The organism is Chitinophaga varians (assembly GCF_012641275.1).
Taxonomy (GTDB): Bacteria; Bacteroidota; Bacteroidia; order Chitinophagales; family Chitinophagaceae; genus Chitinophaga; species Chitinophaga varians_A.
The window spans coordinates 716,722-740,633 of the sequence record NZ_JABAIA010000004.1 but is presented as its reverse complement, the minus strand read 5'-3'; the positions used below and the strand labels follow the sequence as shown (position 1 = coordinate 740,633).

Annotated in this window: 20 protein-coding genes and 2 tRNA genes; 5 read left to right on the top strand and 17 right to left on the bottom strand. The window is 50.9% G+C overall.

Going from position 1 to position 23,912, the window contains the following annotated elements; genetic code table 11:
• Positions 1-57: 57 nt before the first annotated feature.
• From HGH92_RS32415 to HGH92_RS32395, 5 genes are all read right to left on the bottom strand, one after another.
• The gene (locus HGH92_RS32415) at positions 58-1,302 is read right to left on the bottom strand and encodes an MFS transporter (protein ID WP_168874990.1); all 1,245 of its coding nucleotides are present in this window, start codon (positions 1,300-1,302) and stop codon (positions 58-60) included.
• A gap of 33 nt (positions 1,303-1,335) precedes the next feature.
• The gene (locus HGH92_RS32410) at positions 1,336-1,902 is read right to left on the bottom strand and encodes a TetR/AcrR family transcriptional regulator (RefSeq protein ID WP_211092812.1); all 567 of its coding nucleotides are present in this window, start codon (positions 1,900-1,902) and stop codon (positions 1,336-1,338) included.
• A 129-nt stretch (positions 1,903-2,031) separates the two neighbouring features.
• Positions 2,032-3,075: an alpha/beta hydrolase family protein gene (locus HGH92_RS32405; protein WP_168874988.1), complete on the bottom strand. Its 1,044-nt coding sequence runs from the start codon at positions 3,073-3,075 to the stop codon at positions 2,032-2,034.
• A gap of 21 nt (positions 3,076-3,096) precedes the next feature.
• Positions 3,097-5,517: an ABC transporter permease gene (locus HGH92_RS32400; RefSeq protein WP_168874987.1), complete on the bottom strand. Its 2,421-nt coding sequence runs from the start codon at positions 5,515-5,517 to the stop codon at positions 3,097-3,099.
• 151 nt (positions 5,518-5,668) lie between these two features.
• Positions 5,669-6,562 (bottom strand): hypothetical protein, encoded by an 894-nt coding sequence (locus HGH92_RS32395; protein WP_168874986.1) that lies wholly within the window; start codon positions 6,560-6,562, stop codon positions 5,669-5,671.
• 101 nt (positions 6,563-6,663) lie between these two features.
• On the opposite strand from HGH92_RS32395, the gene HGH92_RS32390 reads away from it, so the two are divergent.
• Both HGH92_RS32390 and HGH92_RS32385 read left to right on the top strand, forming a co-directional pair.
• Positions 6,664-7,404: a glycine-rich domain-containing protein gene (locus HGH92_RS32390; protein WP_168874985.1), complete on the top strand. Its 741-nt coding sequence runs from the start codon at positions 6,664-6,666 to the stop codon at positions 7,402-7,404.
• A gap of 43 nt (positions 7,405-7,447) precedes the next feature.
• Entirely contained in the window at positions 7,448-7,801 is a 354-nt protein-coding gene (locus HGH92_RS32385) for a hypothetical protein (RefSeq protein ID WP_168874984.1), read from the top strand.
• Between the two features lie 2 nt (positions 7,802-7,803).
• On the opposite strand, the gene HGH92_RS32380 is transcribed toward HGH92_RS32385, so the two are convergent.
• From HGH92_RS32380 to HGH92_RS32350, 7 genes are all read right to left on the bottom strand, one after another.
• Positions 7,804-8,982, bottom strand: a complete 1,179-nt coding sequence (locus tag HGH92_RS32380) for a DUF1624 domain-containing protein (RefSeq protein WP_168874983.1) — start codon at positions 8,980-8,982, stop codon at positions 7,804-7,806.
• A 79-nt stretch (positions 8,983-9,061) separates the two neighbouring features.
• Entirely contained in the window at positions 9,062-12,322 is a 3,261-nt protein-coding gene (locus HGH92_RS32375; protein ID WP_211092811.1) for a S41 family peptidase, read from the bottom strand.
• A 187-nt stretch (positions 12,323-12,509) separates the two neighbouring features.
• Positions 12,510-12,953: a DinB family protein gene (locus HGH92_RS32370; protein WP_168874982.1), complete on the bottom strand. Its 444-nt coding sequence runs from the start codon at positions 12,951-12,953 to the stop codon at positions 12,510-12,512.
• 11 nt (positions 12,954-12,964) lie between these two features.
• A complete protein-coding gene (locus tag HGH92_RS32365; RefSeq protein WP_168874981.1) occupies positions 12,965-14,869 on the bottom strand; it encodes an AAA domain-containing protein in 1,905 nt (634 codons plus the stop codon).
• Between the two features lie 308 nt (positions 14,870-15,177).
• A complete protein-coding gene (locus HGH92_RS32360) occupies positions 15,178-16,032 on the bottom strand; it encodes a YwqG family protein (protein WP_168874980.1) in 855 nt (284 codons plus the stop codon).
• Positions 16,033-16,043: 11 nt separating this feature from the next.
• A complete protein-coding gene (gene trhA / locus HGH92_RS32355) occupies positions 16,044-16,688 on the bottom strand; it encodes a PAQR family membrane homeostasis protein TrhA (protein ID WP_211092810.1) in 645 nt (214 codons plus the stop codon).
• 72 nt (positions 16,689-16,760) lie between these two features.
• Positions 16,761-17,759 carry a hypothetical protein gene (locus HGH92_RS32350; RefSeq protein ID WP_168874979.1) on the bottom strand — a complete coding sequence of 333 codons (999 nt, stop codon included), beginning with the start codon at positions 17,757-17,759 and terminating at the stop codon, positions 16,761-16,763.
• Between the two features lie 95 nt (positions 17,760-17,854).
• Between HGH92_RS32350 and HGH92_RS32345 the strand changes: the two genes are divergently transcribed.
• Positions 17,855-19,312 carry an SDR family NAD(P)-dependent oxidoreductase gene (locus tag HGH92_RS32345; protein WP_168874978.1) on the top strand — a complete coding sequence of 486 codons (1,458 nt, stop codon included), beginning with the start codon at positions 17,855-17,857 and terminating at the stop codon, positions 19,310-19,312.
• Positions 19,313-19,346: 34 nt separating this feature from the next.
• A complete protein-coding gene (locus tag HGH92_RS32340) occupies positions 19,347-20,324 on the top strand; it encodes a ribonuclease inhibitor (protein ID WP_168874977.1) in 978 nt (325 codons plus the stop codon).
• Positions 20,325-20,339: 15 nt separating this feature from the next.
• On the opposite strand, the gene HGH92_RS32335 is transcribed toward HGH92_RS32340, so the two are convergent.
• The 4 genes from HGH92_RS32335 to HGH92_RS32320 all read right to left on the bottom strand — a co-directional run bounded on the left by HGH92_RS32335 (position 20,340) and on the right by HGH92_RS32320 (position 21,634).
• Positions 20,340-20,409, bottom strand: a tRNA-OTHER gene (locus HGH92_RS32335).
• A gap of 129 nt (positions 20,410-20,538) precedes the next feature.
• Positions 20,539-20,610: transfer RNA gene (locus HGH92_RS32330), tRNA-Ser, on the bottom strand.
• A gap of 71 nt (positions 20,611-20,681) precedes the next feature.
• Positions 20,682-21,038, bottom strand: a complete 357-nt coding sequence (locus HGH92_RS32325) for a GIY-YIG nuclease family protein (RefSeq protein ID WP_168874976.1) — start codon at positions 21,036-21,038, stop codon at positions 20,682-20,684.
• Positions 21,035-21,634: a TetR/AcrR family transcriptional regulator gene (locus tag HGH92_RS32320; RefSeq protein WP_168874975.1), complete on the bottom strand. Its 600-nt coding sequence runs from the start codon at positions 21,632-21,634 to the stop codon at positions 21,035-21,037. The genes HGH92_RS32325 and HGH92_RS32320 overlap by 4 nt, the downstream gene beginning before the upstream one ends.
• A gap of 252 nt (positions 21,635-21,886) precedes the next feature.
• Here HGH92_RS32320 and cfa point away from each other — a divergent pair, with 252 nt between their 5' ends.
• On the top strand, positions 21,887-23,053 hold the full coding sequence (gene cfa / locus HGH92_RS32315) for a cyclopropane fatty acyl phospholipid synthase (protein ID WP_168874974.1): 1,167 nt from the start codon (positions 21,887-21,889) through the stop codon (positions 23,051-23,053).
• Here the strand turns inward: cfa and HGH92_RS32310 are convergent.
• Positions 23,043-23,876: a class I SAM-dependent methyltransferase gene (locus HGH92_RS32310; RefSeq protein WP_168874973.1), complete on the bottom strand. Its 834-nt coding sequence runs from the start codon at positions 23,874-23,876 to the stop codon at positions 23,043-23,045. The two genes, cfa and HGH92_RS32310, sit on opposite strands and share 11 nt — an antisense overlap.
• Between the last annotated feature and the right edge of the window lie 36 nt (positions 23,877-23,912).

The window sequence follows — 23,912 nt, the reverse complement described above, 5'->3', positions numbered from 1 at the left end:
AAAAAAAGGTGTGGCCGATATGGACACACCTTTACAATTATTTTTTTGATTCCGCGCTTATGCTTTCTGCATCTGCATTCTGGCCTTGATTATCTCGCTCACGCGATACACCGTCCATATACTGACAAGGGTGAGTGCTGTCATCAGATAACCAACAATGTTATAATTTTCCAACGGACTGTATTTATCTTTCTGTACGACAATCATGCCTGCAATCGCAGCTGCAACTCCGCCTGCAATTTGTTGCAAGGAGGAATTGATACTCATGAAAGCGCCTCTGTCCTCCATTTGCGGCACAGCGCTGATGAGTGCATTACTTGGAATGCTACGTCCCAGGATACCGATCATCAGCAGGACGTTCCATGCCATAACGATCACAAAGGGCGTCTGACCAAGCCTTGTGTAGATGAGTGCTATGATGATCATCCAACCGGCACTCATGGCAAACAGTTTAAATTTATCAATACGGTCTGCCATTTTACCTACCAAAGGCAGTACCACCAGTGCCACTACGCCAGACACCATAAAGAGGACCGGCAGCTGTTCGTTGGTAAGGCCGAGGTTATTGACAGCGAAGGCACTACCGAAGGGCATCATCATGAAGCCACCCACAGACACCAGCGCGGTACCGGTATAACCGATCCGGTATTGTCTGTTGGCAAAAGTTTTCCATAAGTGCGCCAATGGAGATCTGTCTCTCTGTACCTTCAGGTGCTGGTTCACTGGTTTTAGTTTCACCTGTATCAGCACCATTACGAGCAGGGCAAAACCTGCTACCAGCAGGAACGGCATCCACCATCCGTAACGGTTGGCGAAGAAAAGGCCGATGGGCACGCCCAGCACCTGGCTGGCGCCAAAGCCCATCATCAGGTATCCCATCACACGTCCGCGGTGATGAATATCGAACAGGTCAGTGATGATGGCCATGGAGATAGAAGCGATCACGCCACCGAAAAGCCCGGTAAAGATACGTGCCGCCACCAGCAAAGGGTACGTGTGCGCGAGGCCGCAGAAGATAGTTCCCAGGATAAAGCCGCTGTAGAAAAACGTGAGCAGCTTCTTGCGATCAAAGCGGTCGGCAAAACCAGCCGTCAGCAGGCCGGAAGCCCCGGCACTAAAGGCATAGGCGGAAACCGCCAGACCAAATTGCTTCGGATTGAGGTCCATGGATTTCATGAGCAGGTCACCCATTGGCGACATGATCATAAAGTCAAGGATGACGGTGAACTGTGTCAGCGCCAATATCAGCACGACAAATTTTTGATACCCGGTGAAGGGGACCTTAGTAGTATCTTTTTGCATGGTAGTTTAATAATTGAAAATAAGGGCTGGAGATTATGGTTTTAAAGCTTTTACAACGACCTCAAATGTTTGCCGGATCAATTCGTCCGTCAGTTTAAATGGCTTTTTAGCAATACTACGTCCCTGATAATGAAAGCGCAGCAGGGTGTACAGCGGCGCAAACGCTACCGACCACCAGGCTTCCGGCGGAAGCGGAACAAGTTCTTTTCTTTTTATAGCACCATCCACAAAACGCACCATACTTTGATAGAACATGGAACTGATGGCCTCTCCTACTTTTTCACTATAGCTGGACATGTGTATCTTTTCGATGAACGATGATGACAACGGATTCTTCATCAGGTAGTATGCCCTGTTTTGCCACTGTTGCCACAGGCCTGTTTCAAAAGACTGGTCCGGATCAAAGTCTTTCAAAATAGCGTCATACAACCGGGTGCCTTCCTCTATGGCCACCTGCGTTATCAGATCGTCCTTGTCTTTGTAATAGATATACAAAGTGGCGACAGAGATGCCACAGGCTTTTGCGAGACTGTTGACTGAAAAGTTTTCAATACCATTGGTCGCTACCATCTGCATCGTCATGTTTCTGACGAGTTCCATTTTTTCCGTGTTCCGGGTCCGCATGATTTTTTCTACAAACGTTTGAGGATTCAAAAATAAGTGAATATTCGCTTACTTATGTTTTTTTGGTAAAGATTTTTTTTCGGGAGATAAGATGGCATTTTTCCGTTAGCGTACTTTCAGCCACTGCAGCAGGGCATTCAGCATTTGCGACTTGTAGTCGGTGGCATCCTGGGGGTTGGCTGTGTTCCGGAAAAAATGGTCCACGGGGTATACTTTGTAGGTGAGGTTTTTCTTACCGAGGCGCAGGAACTCGAGCGGCAGGTAATCGAGGCTGTAAATCGGGGAATTGGCATCGTGCATGCCTGCCACCACGAACAAGGGAATATTCAGCTGTGTGAACTGCTGCACCGGCGGCTCTGCGCCATAACTGGCCCAGCGTTGCCAGGTATTGCTCTCCCACTCCTGCCGGGTGTCCTGCGGATTTTTGTAGATATCTGCAAACAGTTGCAGCAACGAATCCACGCGCCGTTGGGCCGCTGCATAGGAAATGTGGCCTTTTATCGCTTCCTGGCGGGCATCCACGATGAAGTCGTACAGCTGATTGAGGCCGCTGCCGAAGATGCTGGCGCAATGGGTCACCCTTTTATTGAGCACAGCCACTTTAGGGGCCACCTGCCCTCCTTCTGAATAACCGTACACCAACACGCGGGCCGGGTCTACCGGAAACTTCGCGCAAACGGCGTCGATCACGCGGGAAGCCGCCTGGGCGCGCCATTCGAGGCCTCCTTTATGACGGTAGATATAAGGCATGGGCAGCAGCCGGTCCACATCTTCCATGGTCACCGTGTCCCGCTGTACCTGTATGGTATCGCAGAACGGTACGCCTGGTTTACTGATCATCACCACATGGAAGCGGTTGGCCAGTTTCAGCAGGTCGGCGTCGAAGGTGTTCATCACCTCCATCCGCCGCGGTTCCTTCACCAGCAGTGCCAGTGGCAGGTGCCCGGAGCCATCGAGGAGTAACAGCAGTGGTTTTTTAGTGTTAAGGCCTTCAGAAGAGATATAGTAACGGACATCCCCCAACGCTGCATCGTGCAGCGTATAAGCGTTCAGGTGATAATCCGCCGGGGTTACGGGTTGTGCGTACAAGCCGGTCGTCAGCCATAACAAAAGCAGACAACCGGCCCATCGGTATAAGCGAAACATCATACCCTTAATATACGAAAAGTATTAACGCAACGCCACCACCGGATTGGCCCTCGCTGCCTTTATTGCCTGGAGGCATATGGTGACGATGGTAATGAGGATGGCCAGGAAGGCCGTGACGGCAAATACCCACCATCCGATACTGATACGGTAGGCGAAATCCTGCAGCCAGCGGTCCATGATCCACCAGGCCAACGGTGACGCCACTACGATAGCCACCGCCACCAGCTTCAGGAAGTCGCGGGACAGCAATGCTACAATGCTGGCCACGCTGGCGCCCATCACCTTGCGGATGCTTATTTCTTTGGTACGCTGCTCGGCAGCATAGGTCACCAGCCCGAACAAACCGAGGCACGAAATCAGGACCGCGAAGCAGGTAAAGGAAATAAATATCTTACCGGTGCGCTGGTCTGCCGCATACAACCGGCTGAAATCATCGTCCAGGAAAGTGTATTGAAAAGGCTGGCCTTCCATACCGGCCACACTGTGGTACTTATCTTCTATGTTGCTGATCAGTGCCGGGATATCGCTGGTATGGATACGGAAAGCCATCATGTCCGGCCGTTTCGACAGCCGCATGACAATAGGCGGTATTTTAGTGTGGAGGGTGCCACTGTTGAAGTCTTTTACTATACCTATGATCCGCAGCGGTTTGCCTCCTTCATTATTTGCATACAGGAAACGGTCATTCAGGTCGCCATAACCCAGCAATTTAGCTGCTGTTTCATTGATCAGCAGGGCACTGCTATCGGATGGAATATCCGGCGAGAAATCCCGGCCTTTGGCGATCTGCATTCCGAGTGTTTTCAAATAATCCGCATCTACATGCCATTCGAACAAACCACTTACCTGCCCGGCGCTGCCTGCCGCATCTTTGGAAAAAATACTGGTGTTCATCACAGTGGACACCGGCAGTACGTCGGTCATGGTACCGGCTTGTACGCCCGGCAGTTTCAACACTTCGTCTTTAAAGGCTTCGGCATGTACCCAGAGCGACGCCGTATTTTTCAGTACCACCACCTGTTCGCGGTTGTAACCCAGTTTTTTGTTGCGGATATAATTCAGTTGACTATAAATGATCAGCGTACCCACGATCAGCATCACGGCCGTGGAGAACTGGAAGACCACGAGGCTGTTGCGCAGCCATCCTCCCCGGAAACCAATGGCCAGCTTACCTTTCAGCACCTGTATCGGCTCAAAGGACGAAAGGAAGAATGCCGGGTAACTGCCTGCCAGCAATCCTACCACAAAAACGGTGAGCAGCATGCCCAGCAGCAGCCATTTATTCAGCAACATGTCCCATGTAATGGATTTGCCTGCCACCTGATTGAGATAAGGCAGCAACAGTAAAGCCAGCACAATCGCTGCCAATGCGGCGATCAGGGTTGTCAGCATGGACTCTGTCAGGAACTGCGTAATGAGATTGGTGCGCTGCGAGCCCAGTACCTTACGTACGCCCACTTCCTTCGAACGTCCAGCAGAGCGGGCAGTTGAGAGGTTCATAAAATTCACGCAGGCAATCAGCAGAATAAATACCGCTACTACCGCGAATATATATACGTACTGGATATTGCCGCCCGGTTCCACTTCATTGGTAAATGGAGAATGCAGGTGTATTTTAGTGAGCGGTAATAAGTCATAACGAAAATGGTTGCCGCTTCTTTCCAGCTCTTCGATATTGCTGCCGACCATTTTTTTCAGCGGCTCGTCCATATAGTTTTTGGTCAGCGTTTTGAGATACCCGAGCAGGGTGGCTTCGCTGACGCCTGGCCTTACCAGCAGGTAGGTGTCGTAGTTGTCAGCCATCCAAGCAGTGTTACGGCTGTCTTCCAGGCTGGCCATCGACTTGATAAAATCGAAGTGGATATGTGAGGCCGCCGGCATATTCTGAATAACGCCGGTCACCAGGTAATCATCAGTATTATCAACGTGCAGGACCTTACCAATAGCGGCTTCCGTTTTACCGAAGTATTTCTCCGCTATTTTTTGGGAGATGACCATCGTATAAGGTTTGGTCAGCGCCGTTTTGGGATCGCCGGCCATCATAGGTAAGGTAAACACATCAAACAGCGTAGAGTCGGCGTAGCCGGCATTCTGTTCCATGAGCGTTTCATTGCCTTTTTTGACCAGGAACGAACGCTCTCCGAAACCACGCAGCCTTACATAATTTTCGATGCCAGGAAAGTCCTTCAGCATGGTAGCGCCCATCTGTGCGGGCGTGTACCGCTCACGAAAGGCATTACCGTTCACCAGGAAATCCGCATTTACGCGGTAGATGCGGTCTGCTTTCTGATGGTAGCGGTCATAACTCAGCTCGTCCACCACAAAAAGTGTGATCAGCAGACAGGTGGCCAGCGCCACTGCCAGTCCGAAGATATTGATAGCGGCATATCCCTTGCTGCGCGCAAGGTTCCTGACAGCGATTTTAAAGTAGTTCCTGATCATTGAACAGTTGTATGTTTATCACTGCAGTAAAAAGACAATGCCATGTTTTTACACATTGAAAACCAATATATTATCTTTTGCACTTCAAGATAAATGTACGGTTTTAAAACATGCGCTGTCCATTTCTGAACATTCGAAATCCGGATCTGGCTTAGTGTTCCATGATACGGTTTTCTCGTACGTCTCTGAGGTGTGTCATGATATGTTTTGGAAGCAACGGGCTATCGAAGGGCAGGTCTATCGATACTTTTTCAAAATCGCGGGCATGCTGTACGCGGTCAAAAATTTCGTAGAGGGCAATGGGCTCTTCCGTGAAGCTCACACAGGTACTGATGAAAGAAAGTTCATTGACCTGGAAGCCCGGGCGTTTCATTTTGTCTTCCACATCTTTCAGCCGGCCCACAAAATGGCGTTGCCGGATGAAAGTGGTGCTGTTCATGATGATGAAGAGATAATTGGCAAAGGAAGTGATTTTGCCATAATACATGTGGTTGTCGCGGCCGGTGCGCTCTACAAGGTATTCATCGCCGGAACGGTATATTTCCAGGGAAGAACGCCAGATACGGTCGCCCTCGTCCTGGTCACGCATGGGCAGGTTGCGGTTGTAGCAGTACCAGTAGCCTACCAGGTGCTCCAGCAGCTTATGGTTGACCGGTGCCAGCGGGATATTGATTTTTAATTCATGGAAAGGAAATCCTTCAGTAGCGGTGTTGATAAAATCGATGTAATTCGTATATCCCAGCGCGTTAGCAATGGTATTCAGCCGGGAGAAATTGGGGCTGCTGATAGCGGCCGCGGCGGTCCGGTTTTTCCATGGCTTTAGTTTTTTGATGATCAGGTGCTCGTAGAAATAATTGTCCCCGAAAGTGAGGGACGCTACTGACAGTTTTCTCTGTTTCCGCTGTTTGTCCAACAGGGCGTTAAATTCACCCGCAACATGCGCCCATTCTGTTTTAGAGACGTCTTTCCATTCTTTTTTACGGAGGAAATGCCAGGAGATATAATTCATCAGGCGTTCCAGGTTAACCAACTCTTCCCTAGTCATAATAATACGATTTTAAGACGAAAAAAAGACGCTGTAAGATAATCAGAAGATTCTAGTATTATGGGAAAAAGCGAATTTACTTTCAAATAAAAAACGAACATATGACAACAACCACAAACATCACACCCCGTATCCGCGAAGGGACGACATTCAGACAAGACCCGCTATGGCAAGGGATTACAGCATTTCAGTTGGATGATCCCACGGCAGCGCTTCCCTTCTCGCGAAAACTGGCCCGGGAAAACAACTGGGACGAACACTTCACCGGCAGGGCCATTGCAGAGTACCGTAAATTTGTCTACCTCTGCTGCATCTCCCCTACCGGCGCCTCGCCCTCCTATGTGATCGACCAGGTATGGCACAAGCACCTGCTTTACACGGAGAACTACTGGGAAGAATTCTGTACAAAAGTCCTCGGCCGGAAATTACACCACCATCCCTCCAAAGGCGGGCCGCCGGAACAGGCCAGGCACAACGACTGGTTCCAGGAAACCCTCCGGTCATATCAGACCGTTTTTGGCGAAAGCCCTCCTACAGACATCTGGCACAACAACCCACGCCCTCCACGAAAAAGCCCCCGCTCCTGCTTCTTTCCACGGCTTCTGCCTCTTCTCTTATTCCTTAGCCTGCTGCTGACGGGCTGTACTCCCGGTAACGCAGTATTTGGGCTGATAGTACTTGCGCTCCTGGCTTTTCATACTGTACGCAAAAACATCAAAGGCGAAAGCGGCGACGGCTCTTCCGGCAGCTCATGCAGCAGCGGCAGTTCCTGCGGAAGCAGTTGCGGCAGCAGCTGTGGCAGCGGATGCGGCGGAGGATGCGGTGGTTGCGGTGGCAGCTGAACCATCACCTGTAAACATTCTTTCACGTTAAAACAAATGACTTATGCGGACCATCTCAAAACAAACCAGCTACCTCTTACTGGCAGCCAGTGGCGCGGCCATCCTTATCTTCCTGAATTTTTATTATCACCGCTTAAATCCTTTTCACCTTGCAGGAAAGCAGTTCCTTGGTTTTTACAGCCTGTTGATACTGGCCACACTGGGCAATATCCTCTTGTTACGGCAACAGTATCCCCGCCTGGCCAGCCAGATCAATGTTTTCTGTCTCCTGCTGGGGATAGCGCGACTGATACAGGGCGCCTACCACCACAAGCCGGTCGGCTATCTGATATTACTGTTGTTATTCCCCATTATCACAGCGTTCTGGCTACGCGCAGGCAGCCATCCGACCTATTAACCTTACAGGTAACTTAACCACCACTGCCGGTGCGTGGACCTGTAACGGTCAAACCAACGGCAAGGCCTATACAAAGCCAATACCACCGCAGCCCACACAAGATATACTCCCGGCAACGCATATCCGAAATCGGCAGGCCGGAACCAGAACGGTATCTGCGCTATCTGCCCATGATGATATCCCGCCACAAAAAAAGCAATCACCAACACCGTGTGTAGCAGATAAAAATGTAACACGTAGTAGAAAAAAGGTACCCGGCCGTAAACCGCCAGTACACTGTTCTTCGCGTGTTGCAGCCTTTCAAATGCCGCCAATGCCAATAAAGCCGGCCCGAGGGTCATCCCGGCAAACTGCAGGGACGGCGGGTATTTACTTGTATCCAGAAACGATAATACATTGGACCAAAGATCAGGATAAATCTTACGGGGCACAGGATTACCATAGCCATTTATCCACCGCAACAGGACGAACATGGCTATCAGCGCCGTGCCGGTGATAATAAGCCGTTGTCTTCTCTTCTCTGCCGGGAAATCGCGGGTGAACCAGCGCCCGATGCAATAGCCTAACAACATAATGCCGGTCCAGGGTAATATGGCATAGAACGCGCCTATCAAATGAGTGGCATTAAGCGGCACTATTCCGCCGCGGGAAGTGAACAACATCAACCACATAACAGACGCCGGCCCTTCCGCAGGCAATTTCATATAGTCGATCACGTTATGCCCGAAGAACAGCAGCAAGCCAGCTGCCAGCACAGCGTTCCACGACCACCAGCTGAGCAGCCCCAATATGACCATGCTCCATCCGATGGCCCATATCACCTGTAGTATCACAAAGTTAAAGAAGGGGTTGAAAGTCAGCCCCAGCGTGATCACCGTTACTTCCACCACTACCAGCCACAATCCTCTTTTGATCAGAAATAGCGATGCCTCTCTTTTTGTTTTCTTTTGTGCCGCCAGGAAAGCAGAGACACCGGAGAGGAAAACAAAGGTCGGCGCGCAGAAGTGTGTGATCCAACGGGTAAAATACAGCATCATTGTAGTAGTGGCCGGATTGAGCGGATCTGCCGTCATGGCCGTACGATGAAAAAAATCGCGGGTATGGTCCAGCGCCATGATCACCATCACCAGGCCACGCAGCACGTCGATGGAAGCTACCCTGTAAGGAGAGGTTGTGTTCATGTGGACAGTTTTAAAAGTGACAGCCCGTTCGGTAGCAGTGTACCAAACGGGCTGACAATATAACGGTTAATAATATACGTTACCTGTTTTCATATGGTGGCAGCGCCGGGGCTTTGTATCCCTTTGTCTGCAGGAGCGACTTGATTTCTGTGATGGCGCGTTCGAGCTGCGGGTCGATGCCTTTGGCCATATCACCGAGGTTCTCATCCACCAGGATGTCGGGGTCTACCCCATGTCCTTCACGGAACCAGGTACCATCCGGGTAGAACATACGCATGGAAGGCGCTGTGATCTCTCCGCCGTCTATCAGGGTAAATCCTTCGGAGTAGCCGATAAGGCCGCCCCAGGTGCGGGTACCGATCAGTTTGCCCAGGCCTGTTCTGCGGAAGTAGTCGGGGAACGCATCACCGCCGGAACCACTCCAGCCGTTGATGAGCATCACCTTAGGCCCGAAATTGCCGATTGGTGGTGTGGACGTTGGCACCCCGCCACGGTTAGCAAAATAAGACACCGGCTTACGGTTCAGTATCTCAATAAAACGGTCAGGGATCTGGCCGCCGTTATTGAAACGTTCATCGATGACCAGTGCTGCCTTATTCCATTGTGCGGTGAACTGGCGCACCAGTTCATCCTGTCCGTCAATACCAGTGCTGGGCACAAAGATATAGCCAACCTGGTTATTGGTGGCTTCCGCCACATGTTTACGGTTGCTTTCTATCCAGGCCAGGTGGCGCAGGCGATATTCATTGCTCATGGTTTTCACCACCGCGGTTTTAGCACCATCAAAAGAAGGGCGGCTGTTATAGGTCAGCTCCACCGCTTTGCCGGCCAGGCCCTGAAAAGCGTTGAACGGCTCCGCAACGGTCGTCAGCGGAACGCCGTTGACAGCGAGGATATAAGCGCCTTCCGGAATATTGATGCCTGGTTCGTCCAGCGGGGAACGGGCTTCTGCATCCCAGTCAGCGCCGCGGACAATCCGTTTGATTTTATAGAATTTACCGTCTGCTTCCCAGTCAGCGCCGAGATAACCTACGTTCATCTGGCGCTGCGTTTCGAAGTCGCCGCCGAAGACATAGGCATGAGAGGCATTCAGTTCAGCAATCATCTCACCGATCACGAAATTTACTTCCTCCCGGGTGCGGGCGCCTTCAAGGATGTAGTTATATTTTCCCTTTATTTCATTCCAGTTCACCCCGTGCAGATACGGATCATAGAAGAAATCGCGTTCTACGCGCCATGCGTCGGTAAACACCTGTTTCCACTCCTGCATCGGATCGAGCAGCATCGTCATTTCATTGATGCGGAGATTTTTGTCAACTTTTTGGTTGGCGCCCAGGTCGATGATAGCATAACGTTCCCCGGTCACGAGGATTTTTTTGCCATCAGCGGACACCTGGTATTGACCGGCATCTTTAATGATATCTTTCTCTTCCCTGTTCTCCAGGTCGAAGTATTTGAGGGTAGACGGACCTTCGCCCGCGCCGGTATTGGGACCGTTGTTATACAATACTTTTCCTTTCACCGCCCAGAGACGGGAATAGTTACCGGCTTCCACGGGCAACAGGTATAAACGGGATTCAATATTGTCCAGGTCTATTTTTACTTCGCTGGTGTTCTTCGCTGATTCCCCGCCTTTCTTTTTATCTTCTTTCTTTTTGTCTTCCTTTTGGGGAGATGATTGCGCAGAGTCTTTACTCACCGTAACTTCATCGTTCTGTGTAGACATCACCGGCGGCACGTCCTTACGCAGGCTGATAGCCGCCACCTTGGTGGTATTGGCATAGATGAAGGTATTTTCCACATCGCTGTAGATGGGCTTGAATGTTCTGTTGGTGAACAGGTACAGGTATTTGCCTTCCGGGTCAAATACCGGATCGCTGCTTTGGTAATAATCGGCCGTCACCTGATGGCGTTGGTTGTTTGGAACATTATAGAGGAATACCGCGTTGTGCATGTTATCACAGTCACGGGCATACGCCAGCCAGCGGCTGTCAGCAGACCAGCTGCATTTCCATCCGCGCATGGCGCTTTCCTCGTAGCGTACGGCCCTGTCTACGTTGGTCACTTTACCTGTGGCCACCTCAACGATATTGATGCGCATTGTCTGGTCGATGTAAGCGATCTTTTTATTATCGGGCGACCAATAGGCGTGATAACGGAAGCCGGGGCCGAGGTGGGTCACCTGTTTGGCGGATTCCTCTTTACCATTTTCCGCGACCCACAGTTCATATTCGCCGGACTGGTCGCTCCACCAGGCAATCTGTTTGCCGTTGGGAGACCAGGAAGCGTCGCGTTCAGCAACGCCGCTGCTGCGGGTGAGGTCTTTTACGAAACCGTTTTCAGCGGGCAGGGAGAAGATTTCGCCACGGGCGCCGATCAATGCACGTTTGCCATCGGGGCTGATATCGGCATACTGGATGTCTTTATCAGCTTTGATGATCCTTGGTTTCAGCGTAGATACGTCTGTCGTGATATTGATTTTTACTTCTTTTGATTGTTGAGACCCGAGGGAGAAAGTATACAGTTTACCACCTGCTTCGTACACGATATCATCCGGCCCCAGGGCAGGCGTATGCACGTCGTAGTCGGAGTAGTGTGTCACCTGTTCAAAAGTTTTGGTATCTGTTTTATATCTCCAGAGGTTCATTCTTTTTTCCGGTCCGCGGTCAGACAGCAGATAAATATCGTTTTTGTACCACATCGGAAATTCATCGCCGGCTTCACTTTTAGCGGAAATATTTTCGGACAGGCCGGTATCAAAACGGAAGATATGAATATCGGCTTTCATACCGCCGCGGTAGCGTTTCCAGGTGCGGAAGCTTTGGGTACGGGTGGTGACAGCGATACTTTTACCGTCAGGAGAATAGCTGCCGAATTCAGCGTAGGCCAGCGGCAGTTTGACAGGCGCCCCACCGGTTTCCGGTACGGTATAAAACTGGTTAAACCGGTCTTTGGTACTTTCTCTTTTGGAGGCAAAAAGCACCTGTTTACCGTCCGGCGTCCAGTCCACCAGGTTATCAGCGCCACCGTGCTGGGTAAGCCTGAATGGTACGCCACCGGTGACCGGCATCACATACACATCGAGGTTACCATCGTAGTTGGCGGAGAAAGCCAGTTTGTTGCCATCCGGTGAAAAGCGGGGGAACATTTCCATTCCTGCCGGCGAAGTGATTTTAACAGCGGTGCCACCTTCTTTCGGCACCAGCCAGATGTCGTTGGCATAACTGAAAGCAATTTGTGTGCGGGAAACGTCCGGGTAGCGGAACAGGCTGGCGCTCACCTGCGCCTGGGATTGGGCAGTCAACAGGCATGACAGTGCCAGCAGAGCATTTTTCATCATAAGCGGTTGATTGTTAAAGGGTCTTCTCCAGAGCTTCTATTTTCCGGATAAACGAATGTAACAAAAACGAAACATTTAAAGTGATTTCTTTAAAGACAAGAATGCCGCAGAGAGGTTGCTTCCCTGCGGCGTTTATTTTTTTGTCATCAACGTAGTAGCGTTGCCGTTATTTTTTTTGAATAATTGTCTAGTAAGACACCAGCTGACGGAGATGGTGCTCCAGGTGTACCACATAGTCTTCGATGACAAAGGCGAGTGTAACCAGCCCGGCACCACCTGACACGCAGGTACGCTGCAACAGGCTTTCCGGTATATGCCGTGCAATGCCCAGCAGCAACCGGTTATAGCCCTCCCAGCTGGCAATCAGCTGTTGCCCGGACTGCAACTGATGATAGCTGTAGCGGTTCCATTCATTCTGATTGTATCCGATTACCGGCGTCTCTTCAAACTGTACCCGTACAAACCGCTGGTGGTTATTGGCAGCACTGTCTATCAGGTGTCCCAGGATTTCTTTTTTGCTCCATTTGGAAGGCAGCGGTTTAAAGGAGAACTCTTCTTCACTGATGTTTTTTAACAACGCGGGGATGATATCACACAGATATTCCCAACGTTGGAGACTGGTTGCTATCATACATTATTGTACTAAAGGTCCATAAATTCCCAGGCGCTCTGGTAGGCATTCTGTGCTTCCGCGTAGGCGATAAATCCGGCATAGAAAGGCAACTGCGACAAGGTGGCGCTGTCGCCTACCACGACGAGCTTTTTCCTGGCCCTGGTCATGGCTACGTTCATGCGACGTATGTCTGACAGGAATCCGATGTTGTTGTCCGCATTGCTGCGGGTCATGCTGATATATACCACGTCCCGCTCCTGTCCCTGGAAACTGTCAATGGTATTGACGGAGATGCTGGCAGCATGGGGCAGCAGTTCAGCGGCATGTTGCAGCTGTTCCTGCAGCAGGTATACCTGTTGTTTATAGGGAGAAATGATAGCTATCTCCGGGAAAGGGTTGTTGCCTTGCTGTGTTTTCCATGTGGCCACCAGCTGCAGCAGGTGGCGGAACAGGAAAGAGGCTTCTTCCGGATTGGAAGTACTGGTGCCTTCTGCTTTTTCATCGAAGCCGCAGCCGGCGGTATCCACAAATGCCAGCGGTACATCGTCTGCGAACAAACGGCGGGCAGCCACTGTGTGATGGGCTTTCAGTTTGTTTTCATAGAAAACGGAGGACGCATATCCCATGATCATTTCGTTCATGCGGTACTGTTCTTCCAGCAGCACTACGGCTTCCGGATGCAGCGCCACTGATTTTTCGAGGAGCGTATTGCTAAGCCCCTGCCGTGCCGCGTCGGGTGATTTGATGGTGGGCGGCAGCTGGCAATGGTCGCCGGCGAAGATCACTTTTTGCGCCTTGATGATGGGTATCCAGCAGGCAGGTTCCAGCGCCTGGCCCGCTTCGTCGATCACGAGGGTATGGTAACGCACATTCCGCACGGTATAATGATTGGCGCCCACGAGCGTGGCGGTGATCACCTGTGCTTTGGCGATGAGGTCATCGGTGATGTATTGTTCCGTTTTATCTACCTCTTTCATGATTTTATGAGCTTCATCAAAGAGGGCTTTGCGTTGTTCCCTTTCCGCCTTGCCGAAGTTGCGCTTGTATTTATGCGCCATGTTTTTAAACTCGCTGGCCTGTTTCTTCAGGCGCTTTACTTCCTTCATGCTGGCATGTTCGGACATTTTACTGTCGAGCGTGAGGGCTGACAGTCTTTCCGATACCCTGGCAGGATTGCCTACCCGCAGCACGTTAAGCCCCTCGTCTGCCAGCTTTTCGCTGAGCAGGTCCACGGCAGTGTTGCTGGGCGCCACTACCAGTATTTTCTGCTGGTCTTTTTTAATCAACGCTTTGATGGCCTGTACCAGCGTGGTGGTTTTGCCGGTGCCCGGAGGGCCGTGTACGATGGCCAGTTCATTGGCCGATAAAATTCTATTGACCGCTTCCTGTTGTACGGTGTTCAGTCCGGGCAGCGTTACCGGTGGCGTTGTGGTATCGAAAGTTGGCTTTTTTTCGCCGGTGAGGATTTTCACCAGGTGGCCTTCCGGCTTGTCTGCCAGTGCCATAGCCTGTTTCAGCGCCTGCTGCATTTCATCGTAGCTGTTGTCATCGAACAGCAGGTCGATGCCGAGTTTGCCGTTGTCGGCCCATTCCGGCAGTTCATCTGTGCGCAGCGTCAGTTTCAGGCGATTGCCGCCCTGGAAGGTGACGGTCCCTTCTATCCTGTCCTGTTGCGGATCATGGTTGGAAAACAATACCGCGGACACGCCAAAGCGCAACTGGTGGGTGATATCCTGATGGGTGGTACGTTCTACTTCTACGGTGAGATAGTCCCCACGGCTCATTTCCGTGCCTCTGATGGCCACCGGATACCAGGTGAGGCCGTTCGCCCTGCGTTCCGCGGCCGACGAACTGGCCGTGAGACGGAGCCAGGACTGTTTGTCCTCTTCACGCTCCTGTCGGAGCAGCTCGAGGAGATGATTAAAATAGGACATCTGTTCTCCTGATTTTATACGGATCTCCTGATGTCAACCGGCGGTGCAAGGTGAAACTGCAACATCAGACATCCGGAATATCTTATCTATTTAAATAAAAAATATATTACAAACTGTTTATCAATCTATAATATATAAAAACAAAAACCGTCTTATCAAAATAATAGTAAGACAGGCAAGGGCGCAAGTTAGGTAATGTCCTGGTCATTAGCATCATAAAAGCATCATATTCATGAGGCCTTCATGGCAAACCATGACCGGGGCAAAGCCCGACAAACACCGCAGCAGTGTTGTAGTTTGATAAAAGGTCAGGAGCTGTACAGCGTCAGATACGTTCTGTCAAACGCCCGGGCGCGCAGTGCTTTTTTCGGCATCATAAACTGTATACAACCGGCGTCCCACCAGCAAAATCCAACCTTCATGTCGGAATCTATCTGCAACAGCAGCATCATATCATCAATGGCCTCCTCCACTGCCTGCTGGTTGCCATTGAAGTGCTGTAACAGCGTGGCACGGGCATTCCTGGGGAAATAGTCATAAGGCTTGCCTGCCTCCAGGTACATGGCAGCCTCGATATTGTGGTCACCATGCTGCCCGTCAGCATAACCGCCAATGCGGCCTGCACCTTCGGTGAGATGCATGCAGAGGTCGTCCAGCGCGTCCATTTCATCTTCGGAAAGCTGGTCATAGTCTACATAAGCATAGTTGGGCGGCATGATAGAAGCGGCAGCAGAGAGCCTGTACCCGGTATACCGCTCTTCCTTCTCCAGGACAGTAGTACGGGGCGGGGCAGTGCGCTGCAGCCCGGTCTTATCTGCCACATATATTACCTTGTGAGCGATGTTACGCGCCTGTTGCATATCTCCCATAAAAAAATAGAGGATACCGGTGGAGGGCAGCAACTGTTGTGTGTCCTGCGGGTAAACAGATTCCAGGTCCAGCTGCGCAATGAAAGACATCGGTTCGCCATCATCTGTCAGCGGCCATTCAAAACCAGGTGGCAGGTCCGGCTCACCGGCTACACGGGAATTACCAATAAGCTGGTAGTCTTCCTTTTCTGCCAGCGTGAGATTAATAATGGGGCGGGCTGCGGAAAGCAGATAGTCCGATACTTCCGAGAGTTCAAATTCGTGGATTAACTCCTTATACTGTTCGATAGTCAAGGTTACAATATTTACATGGATAACAAAATGGCCACATAATGACACACAGCGCCGGAAAGCACCAGCAGGTGCCATAAGGCGTGCGTATATTTATACCTGTCCCAGATATAAAAAATCACGCCGATGGTATATAAACCGCCGCCTACGCACAACATCACAATAACTGAAAGCGGCAGTTCGGTAAAGAAACGTTTACCGCCCACCACCAGCATCCAGCCCATCACCAGGTAAATGATGGTGGAAATAATGTCGAACCGGCCGGTGAAAAATACTTTAAACAGAATGCCTATGGCTGTAAGTCCCCACAGGACCGACAACAGTGAGATACCGAAGGCGTTGTTCATATACACCAGCAAAAAGGGCGTATATGTTCCGGCGATCAGAAAATAGATACTGATATGATCGAAGATGAGAAATACTTTTTTGACGGCCGACTCCTGCGAAATATGATAGATGGTCGAGCAGGTAAAAAGCAGGATAAAACAAAAACTGTAGATGCCTGCGCCCACAATCCCCGGTGTATTACCGTGTGTGGCAGCGATGCTGGTCAATACCGGAAGGCCGCTGATACCGAATACAATGCCGATGGCATGTACCAGTCCGTTTACGATTTCCTGCTTCCGGGTATAGCCTGTTGGTGAAGCCGTCATTCCCATGAGTCAAAACATTTAACGGCTGTAAATGTAGGACAAAGCAGGAATGTGCCGTGATAGAGATTGTCTATAGCATTATCTTTTTTTGACAAATCCTCCAACCATTTCGCCGTTGGTGATGTCCAGCGAGGCACCTGCGTCATCATAGAATTTGCAGGTAAAGCGCATCTTTACTTTCACGCCATAGTAACCTGCATAGCCGGCCCAGTCTTCCGTGCTGACGATGGTAAAAGTACCATTAGGCTGACCGGTAGCGCCATTGAGCGTGCTCCAGTTCTTGCCGTTTTCGTCTGTCCAGACCAGCAACAGACCGTCGGTTAAAGTCTGGTTATTAACCGCCGCATATCCATAATTGCCGGGCTGGAAAAAGGTTTTAAAGTCCTGGTTGGTGACAGCGTCAAAGTTGGTCAGTTTACCTTTGGACATCAGCAGTTCTGTTTTTCCCTGTGGCAGGTTGTTACCGCCGGCCCATGCGATACCGGAACCCATTGTCACATCAGTGCCGCCGGTGGTTTCAGAGGTGAGCATGTAATTGTTGGCTGTTGCCACGTCCTGCTCATAATCTTTTCCGTTAGCCGTCAGTTTGTAATAAAAATCTGCCGGAGGAGGCGGCACATCGGGGCCGCTGCCACTCACCTTAACGGCTACACTGCAAGACGATCCTGTGGTCTTTAACGGGAAATTAAAAGTGCCTTCCTGTTGAGGCGTACCGCTGGCAATCAGCGTGATCGTATATTTGCCGGTGGCAGAGAAGCTGCCGCCGCCGGAGAATTCTATTCCATTGACGTTTCCGGTGGTCAGCGTCCATACACCGGGTATGGCCACCTGCACAGTTACCTGTATTTTTGAGCCGGCAGCGGTGGTGCCGACTTTGAAAGTGCCGGTAACCACGGCATCGGAGCAGCTGTTGCCCTGATGTTCGAGCCCATAGGTGGCCAGGTCTGCCGGCGGCACCACCGGACCTGTTCCCGCTCCCTCCCTGGAGAGCTCTTTAGAGCATCCCGTCGAGAAAACAACAGCCAGCAGGAAAAGGAAAATGTGGGCCAGGTGTATACGGAAACGTGCGTTCATCATCGTTATATTAATAGGGTATAATTACAAATATATTAACATAAATTAATAACATCTATCTTTAATCATCCAATTTATTTTTTAACCCGACGGAGAAGATGGAGCGAGCATTCACACAAGAAGAATGGGAAGCCTGTATAAAAGTGCTACAGGTATTGTCAAGAGACCCGGACCAGTCGCCGGACGATATGACGCTGAAAGGGCTGGTGACCAAGCTGTACAAGCGTGCCAAAAAAGACAACAAAGCCGCCGTAGCGGAAGCCAGGCTGGCAGCGGTGGCCACGCCGGCCGTGCGGATGACCTTACAGCGGTTGCAGCAGATATCGCAGCAGCAGGATATCCTGCGGCAGTACGATAAGAAAGAAGTGCTTTCCCAGACGTTGCTGTTCAGGAAATATGAGTTGCCCGATACCGGCCTGCCGGCCGATAAAAAAGAAGACCTGACACTGACCACCATGCAACGTTGTTATATCTGTCAGACGCCTTACCGGAAAGTGCATTTCTTCTATCATATGTTATGTCCTTCCTGCGCAGAGACCAACTACAGCAAGCGGTTGCAGCGTGCCGATCTTCGTGGGCGCGTGGCCGTAATTACCGGCGGACGCATCAAGATCGGATACCTGACAGCCCTGCGGCTGTTACGCGACGGCGCCCGCGTGTGGGTGACCACCCGCTTTGCCAAAGACTGCGCGTTGCGTTTCAGTGAAGAGAAAGACTTTTCCGAATGGGCGCACCGGCTGAAAATAGCGGCGCTGGACCTGCGCAACCTCGGGCAGGTGAACCAGTTCATACAACAGCTGTATGCCGAAGAAACACACCTGGACATCCTGGTACACAATGCCGCACAGACGGTCAAAAGGCCGACAGCCTTCTATCAGCATCTTTTCGCGACAGAAGAAGCGCCGCCGGAAACCCTGCCCGAAGCCGTACGCCGCTGCCTGGCCCCTGCCCCGCCCTTCCGTTACCTAGGCGACGCATGGGAACAGCAACTGCTGCCTGCCGAGATACACCAGTGTTTTCCTGAAGGGCAATATGACAAAGACCGGCAGCAGCTAGACCTGCGTTCCAGCAACAGCTGGACCCTGCGGCTGGATGAAGTGCCACCGGGCGAAATGCTGGAGACACAGCTGGTGAACGTTACCGCTCCTTTTATGCTCAACAGCAAACTGAAAGCGCTGCTGAAGCAGTCACCTTTCCCCCGCCGGTTCATCATCAACGTATCGGCCATGGAGGGGCAGTTCAACCGTGGCTCCAAAACGCCGTTCCATCCGCATACCAATATGGCCAAAGCCGCGCTGAACATGATGACGCGCACCTCCGCGCAGGATTATGCGCTGGACGGCATCTATATGAACAGTGTGGACACCGGCTGGATCACACAGGAAAATCCGCATCCCAAAAAGGAACGGCTATACGAAGAAGATGGATTTGTGCCGCCGCTGGACGAAACTGATGGCATGGCCCGCATCTACGACCCCGTGGTGTCAGGTCTTGCCAGCCCGGACATCCCGCTGTTCGGGCATTTCCTGAAAGACTATCAGCCTTATGCCTGGTAAAATGTATGTTGATCATCACCCGTAAAAAAATTATATGCAGCATAATACCGTTGTGTGCCCCGTTGATAACGTAAAGCACACCTTTTCTTTTCAACGCAGTGACCTGGGCCCGGTATTGCAATACCTGGAAAACAATGAGCCGCTGCCCGTTACCAACCTGGTGTTCCCGGTAGGCACCGTCACCACCGATGGACGGCTGGACATGTGCAAACAACAGCTGGGCGTGGAAGGGACGCAGCTGGTGACAGCCGCCCTGCGACAGAACACACAGATCAAACATATCCTGATGGGCACCAACGCCTTTGGCAATCCCGGTGCGCAGGCCGTGGCAGACCTTGTGTCTGTAAACAATACCATTGAAACCGTATACCTGGGCTGCAACTACATAGAACAGGCAGGCGCGCAGGCACTCTGTGAAGCCCTCAGCAGCAACCAGTCTGTAAAAAGCATGTGGCTCAAGAGAAACCCTATCGGCAGTCACAGTATGCCCAACATTGTGCAGCTGCTGCAACAAAATCCAAACCTGCGCACACTGGACCTGGTGAACACCTGTGCCGGCGAAGGTTTTTTTACACTGCTGGAATACCTGAAAGAAAATACGACAGTAGAAAGACTGTACCTGAGCGGCAATTATCTCACTGCTGAGATGATGATACCTGTCAGCGAAATGCTGGCGGCCAACAAACACCTGAAATCTCTTTTTCTGAGCGTTAACAATATCGGGGACAAAGGCGTGGCGCACCTGATACATGGCCTGAAACAAAACACCACGCTGGAACAACTCAGTCTGTCCAGCTGCGGCATTGAGGCCGAAGGCATGCAGCTGCTGCACGAACTGCTGAGCACCCGGCCCTACCTGAAATGGGTGGACCTGAGTTATGCCCCGTCCACCAAAGCTTTGGGCGCCAAAGGAAATTTGCCGCTGCACCTTTCCGCGATGAAAGATTTTCCGGCATCACCGGACAACTTTACGCATCCCGACAGTAAAGCGATTAAAAGCGTGTACCGTTAAGAGAGAGAAAAAGTGACAAACCGGGGAGAATCGAACTCCCACCCTCTGCTTGCTGGCAGATACTCTTCCATTGAGCCACGGTCCGTCACGGGTGCGAACATAGAAATAATTATCCATATTTCACAAAAGTAAAAGCCTGGCGTATGGCCAGGCTTTTACTTTTATCGTATAACCGTAAGAGTTATACAAAGGTTTCTGTAATAGGAAAATATTGTGGAGGAGTAGGGCTCGAACCTGCATCTCCGGGCGAGCAGCACCGGTGTTTTTCCATTTTAAACTATCCCCCTGGATAATGCGATAAAGCCGGAAAGGGCCAAACTTCATCGCGGCGCAATATAGTTAAATATCCGTAATGATTTAGCTTTTCTGCTGATGATACCCTTTCTGGTGATAGGGTTGCAGTTCTTCGAGGCATAGTTTATACAACGCCTGCACTTCCTTTTTATAGTCCACTGCCGGGTCATTGGTTTCTTTCAGTTCCTCTACGATCTCGTACGCAAAGTTATCTTCTCCCAGCAGGTTCCAGTCTTCCTGCAGGAACGCATTAGGGTGTGTATTGGACGACAGTTGCAGTCTGACAGAGTTCCATGCGCGGTCCAGGTCCATGCTGTGATGTATCCATATCCGGTCATTCTGTTTGTTGCGTACGCGGAACACGCCCATGCGGAAAGACATTTGCCGGTATGCGTCTTTCAGTTCTTTTTTTGATTTCATGTGTTCATCTCTTTAAGCTGGCTGTCAATAAATGTGTTGGCAGCCTTCAGGAAGGCCGGGTATCCTGAAGGGGTTTGCCGGTTGATGTATAACAACAACAGGCCGGAAAGCCCGTACAACAACGCTGCTTTTTTATTGGCCGCCGCGGTGGCGGTTACGGTTTTATTAGTGATAAGGCTTTTCCATTCTTCCTCACATAGTTTGTCCAGGAAGCCGGTGATCAGCGGAGCCGTGTCCGGTTGTTTGTTCAGGTCGGACAGTTTCTCCATGAAAAACAGTTCAAAAATGCCGGGGTATTGTACAAAATATTCGAGATAGGCCAGCAGGATAGCGCGTAGCTTCTTCTCTCCCTTTGCAGTTTTGGCGCTGCGGGTGGTCACGTAGGCGCTGCATTCCTCCTGGAAGTCCTGTACACAGAGAAACACCAGGTCTTTTACGTCCTTAAAGTAGTTGTACAATGTAGCGAAGGAATAACCTGCTTTTTCCGCGATGTTGCGTACGCTGACGCTTTTAAGCCCTTCGCTTTTCAGGATTTCTTTCGTTGCTTCGATGAAATACCCCCTGATGCGTTGTTCCTGTAAGGCCTTGTTCTTCATATTTACCTTTATCCGGGTTTTAATATCCGCAAAAATAATGAACACTGTTCAAATTTCAAAACAGCATTATACTAAAAAACAGACACCAAACTCTGGCGATGCTGCTACGGGCATGCAGGGACGTGGTTTTGCCGGCAGAATATCGTTACATTTGTTACAGGCGATCGTACCCCAAAAACGGCCCGACACCTCGGAAAAATCATTTTATCGGGAACAAATACCTCCCCTGGCCTGTTAACTTGTTATACAGCCATGAACAACGAAAAAACAAAAAGCATAGTCACCCGGCTGCTATCGGCAGCGGGTATCGCGGTAAATGGAAACAATCCGTGGGACATCCATGTATACAACGAAGATTTTTATTCCCGCGCATTGTACCAGGGTTCCCTCGGACTGGGAGAATCCTACATGGAAGGCTACTGGGACTGCCTCCGGCTCGATGAGTTCTTCTACAAAATACTGCGTTCCAATCTCGACAAAAGCGTCCGTAAAAGTCTGCGGCTGAAGATGGACATTCTGCTGGCGCGCGTGTTCAACTTCCAGCGGCCGGCACGCGCCACCCGTAACGGCCAGCGCCACTACGATGCAGGCAACGATCTTTTCCAGAACATGCTGGACAAAAGGCTCACCTATACCTGCGCCTTCTGGGACAACGCCACCACCCTGGATGAAGCACAGGAAAACAAATTAGACCTCTCCTGCCGCAAACTACAGCTGAAACCCGGCATGCATGTCCTCGACATCGGCTGCGGATGGGGAAGCTTCGCAAAATTTGCCGCCGAAAAATACGGGGTGACCGTAACCGGCGTCACCATCTCCAAAGAACAGGTAGCCCTTGGGCAGCAGTTGTGCGCCGGCCTGCCTGTCACCCTGCGGCTGCAGGACTACCGCCAGCTCAACGAAAAATTCGACGCCATTGTATCACTGGGCATGTTTGAGCACGTAGGTCCGCATAACTATAGCGAATATATGAAAGTAGCTGCCCGCTGCCTCAAAGATAACGGCCTGTTCCTGCTGCATACCATCGGCGGCAATGAAACGTCCGCTTTTACAGACCAATGGCTCAACAAATACATCTTCCCCGGTGCGGTCATTCCCACCATCCGGCAGATTGGCCAGGCCATAGAAGGCATTTTCGTGATGGAACACTGGGAGAACTTCAGCGTGAACTATGATAAAACACTGATGGCCTGGTACGAAAATATCACCGCCAACTGGGACAAGCTCAAAAGCCGGTACGACCAGACATTTTTCCGTATATGGAAATATTACCTGCTGTCCTGCGCGGCCTCTTTCCGGGCGCGGCATAGCCAGCTGTGGCAGATCGTACTGTCGAAGAACGGTGTGCCTGGCGGGTATCATGTTGCAGCCTCCCGCGAAAACAGTCCCCTTACGTACGCCAACACCATCAAGCCCTGACACCGGAGGTTACCCGCAGGCTCCACTCAAAATAGAGTTTACCGTCTATTACATGCCTGCCAACCCTGCCGGCTACTTCCGACCGGACAATCTCCTGCACCGGCAGCGGAATATCCTTTAATGCATTTACCACATCAGCACTCACCCGTGTTACATACTGCCAGTGGTCGTCTACAGAATTAAACTGTACAATGCCCGTCAGTACCTCTTCCTCTACGGATTGGAACTCCGCCGTTTCAAACCAGTCGGCCATCTCGCCAGGCTGCATACAGTGAAACATGCCCGGCACATGCTGATTATATAGTTTACGGCGGGTAACGGAAGCAATCGCGTCAAGTACAATATTGATCCACAAATTATGCTCCAGCAGTCCCCAGGCTGAAACAGCCAGTCGCCCACCAGGCTTCAATACGCGGTTAATTTCTTTCAGCCCTGCTGTAATATTCTTAAAAAACATGACGCCGTTTCTGCATACTACGGCATCGAATATACGATCATCGAAGGGCATATCAGCAGCATCGCAACAGACCACCTCGAAATTAGACAATCCGTTTTCTTTCGCTTTGCCCATAGCAATCTCCAGCATTCGTGGAGATATATCCGTGCCTGTCACCTGCGCGTCCGGATATAGTTGCGCTATATACAATCCTGGTTCTCCTGTACCGGTACCGACGTCTAATATCCGTCTGGGGGTTTGCAGATGAAGATGTTGCAACAACGCGGTTGTTACCGGTTTCAGAAAAAGGTTAATAACGATCTCCCATCGTTTCCGGTCATCTGACCGGTTATCCCAGTAATCGCCTGGGTGCAAAGCATTTTCCATGGTGGGTGGAATTAAAGGTTCACAAAATAAGTAACA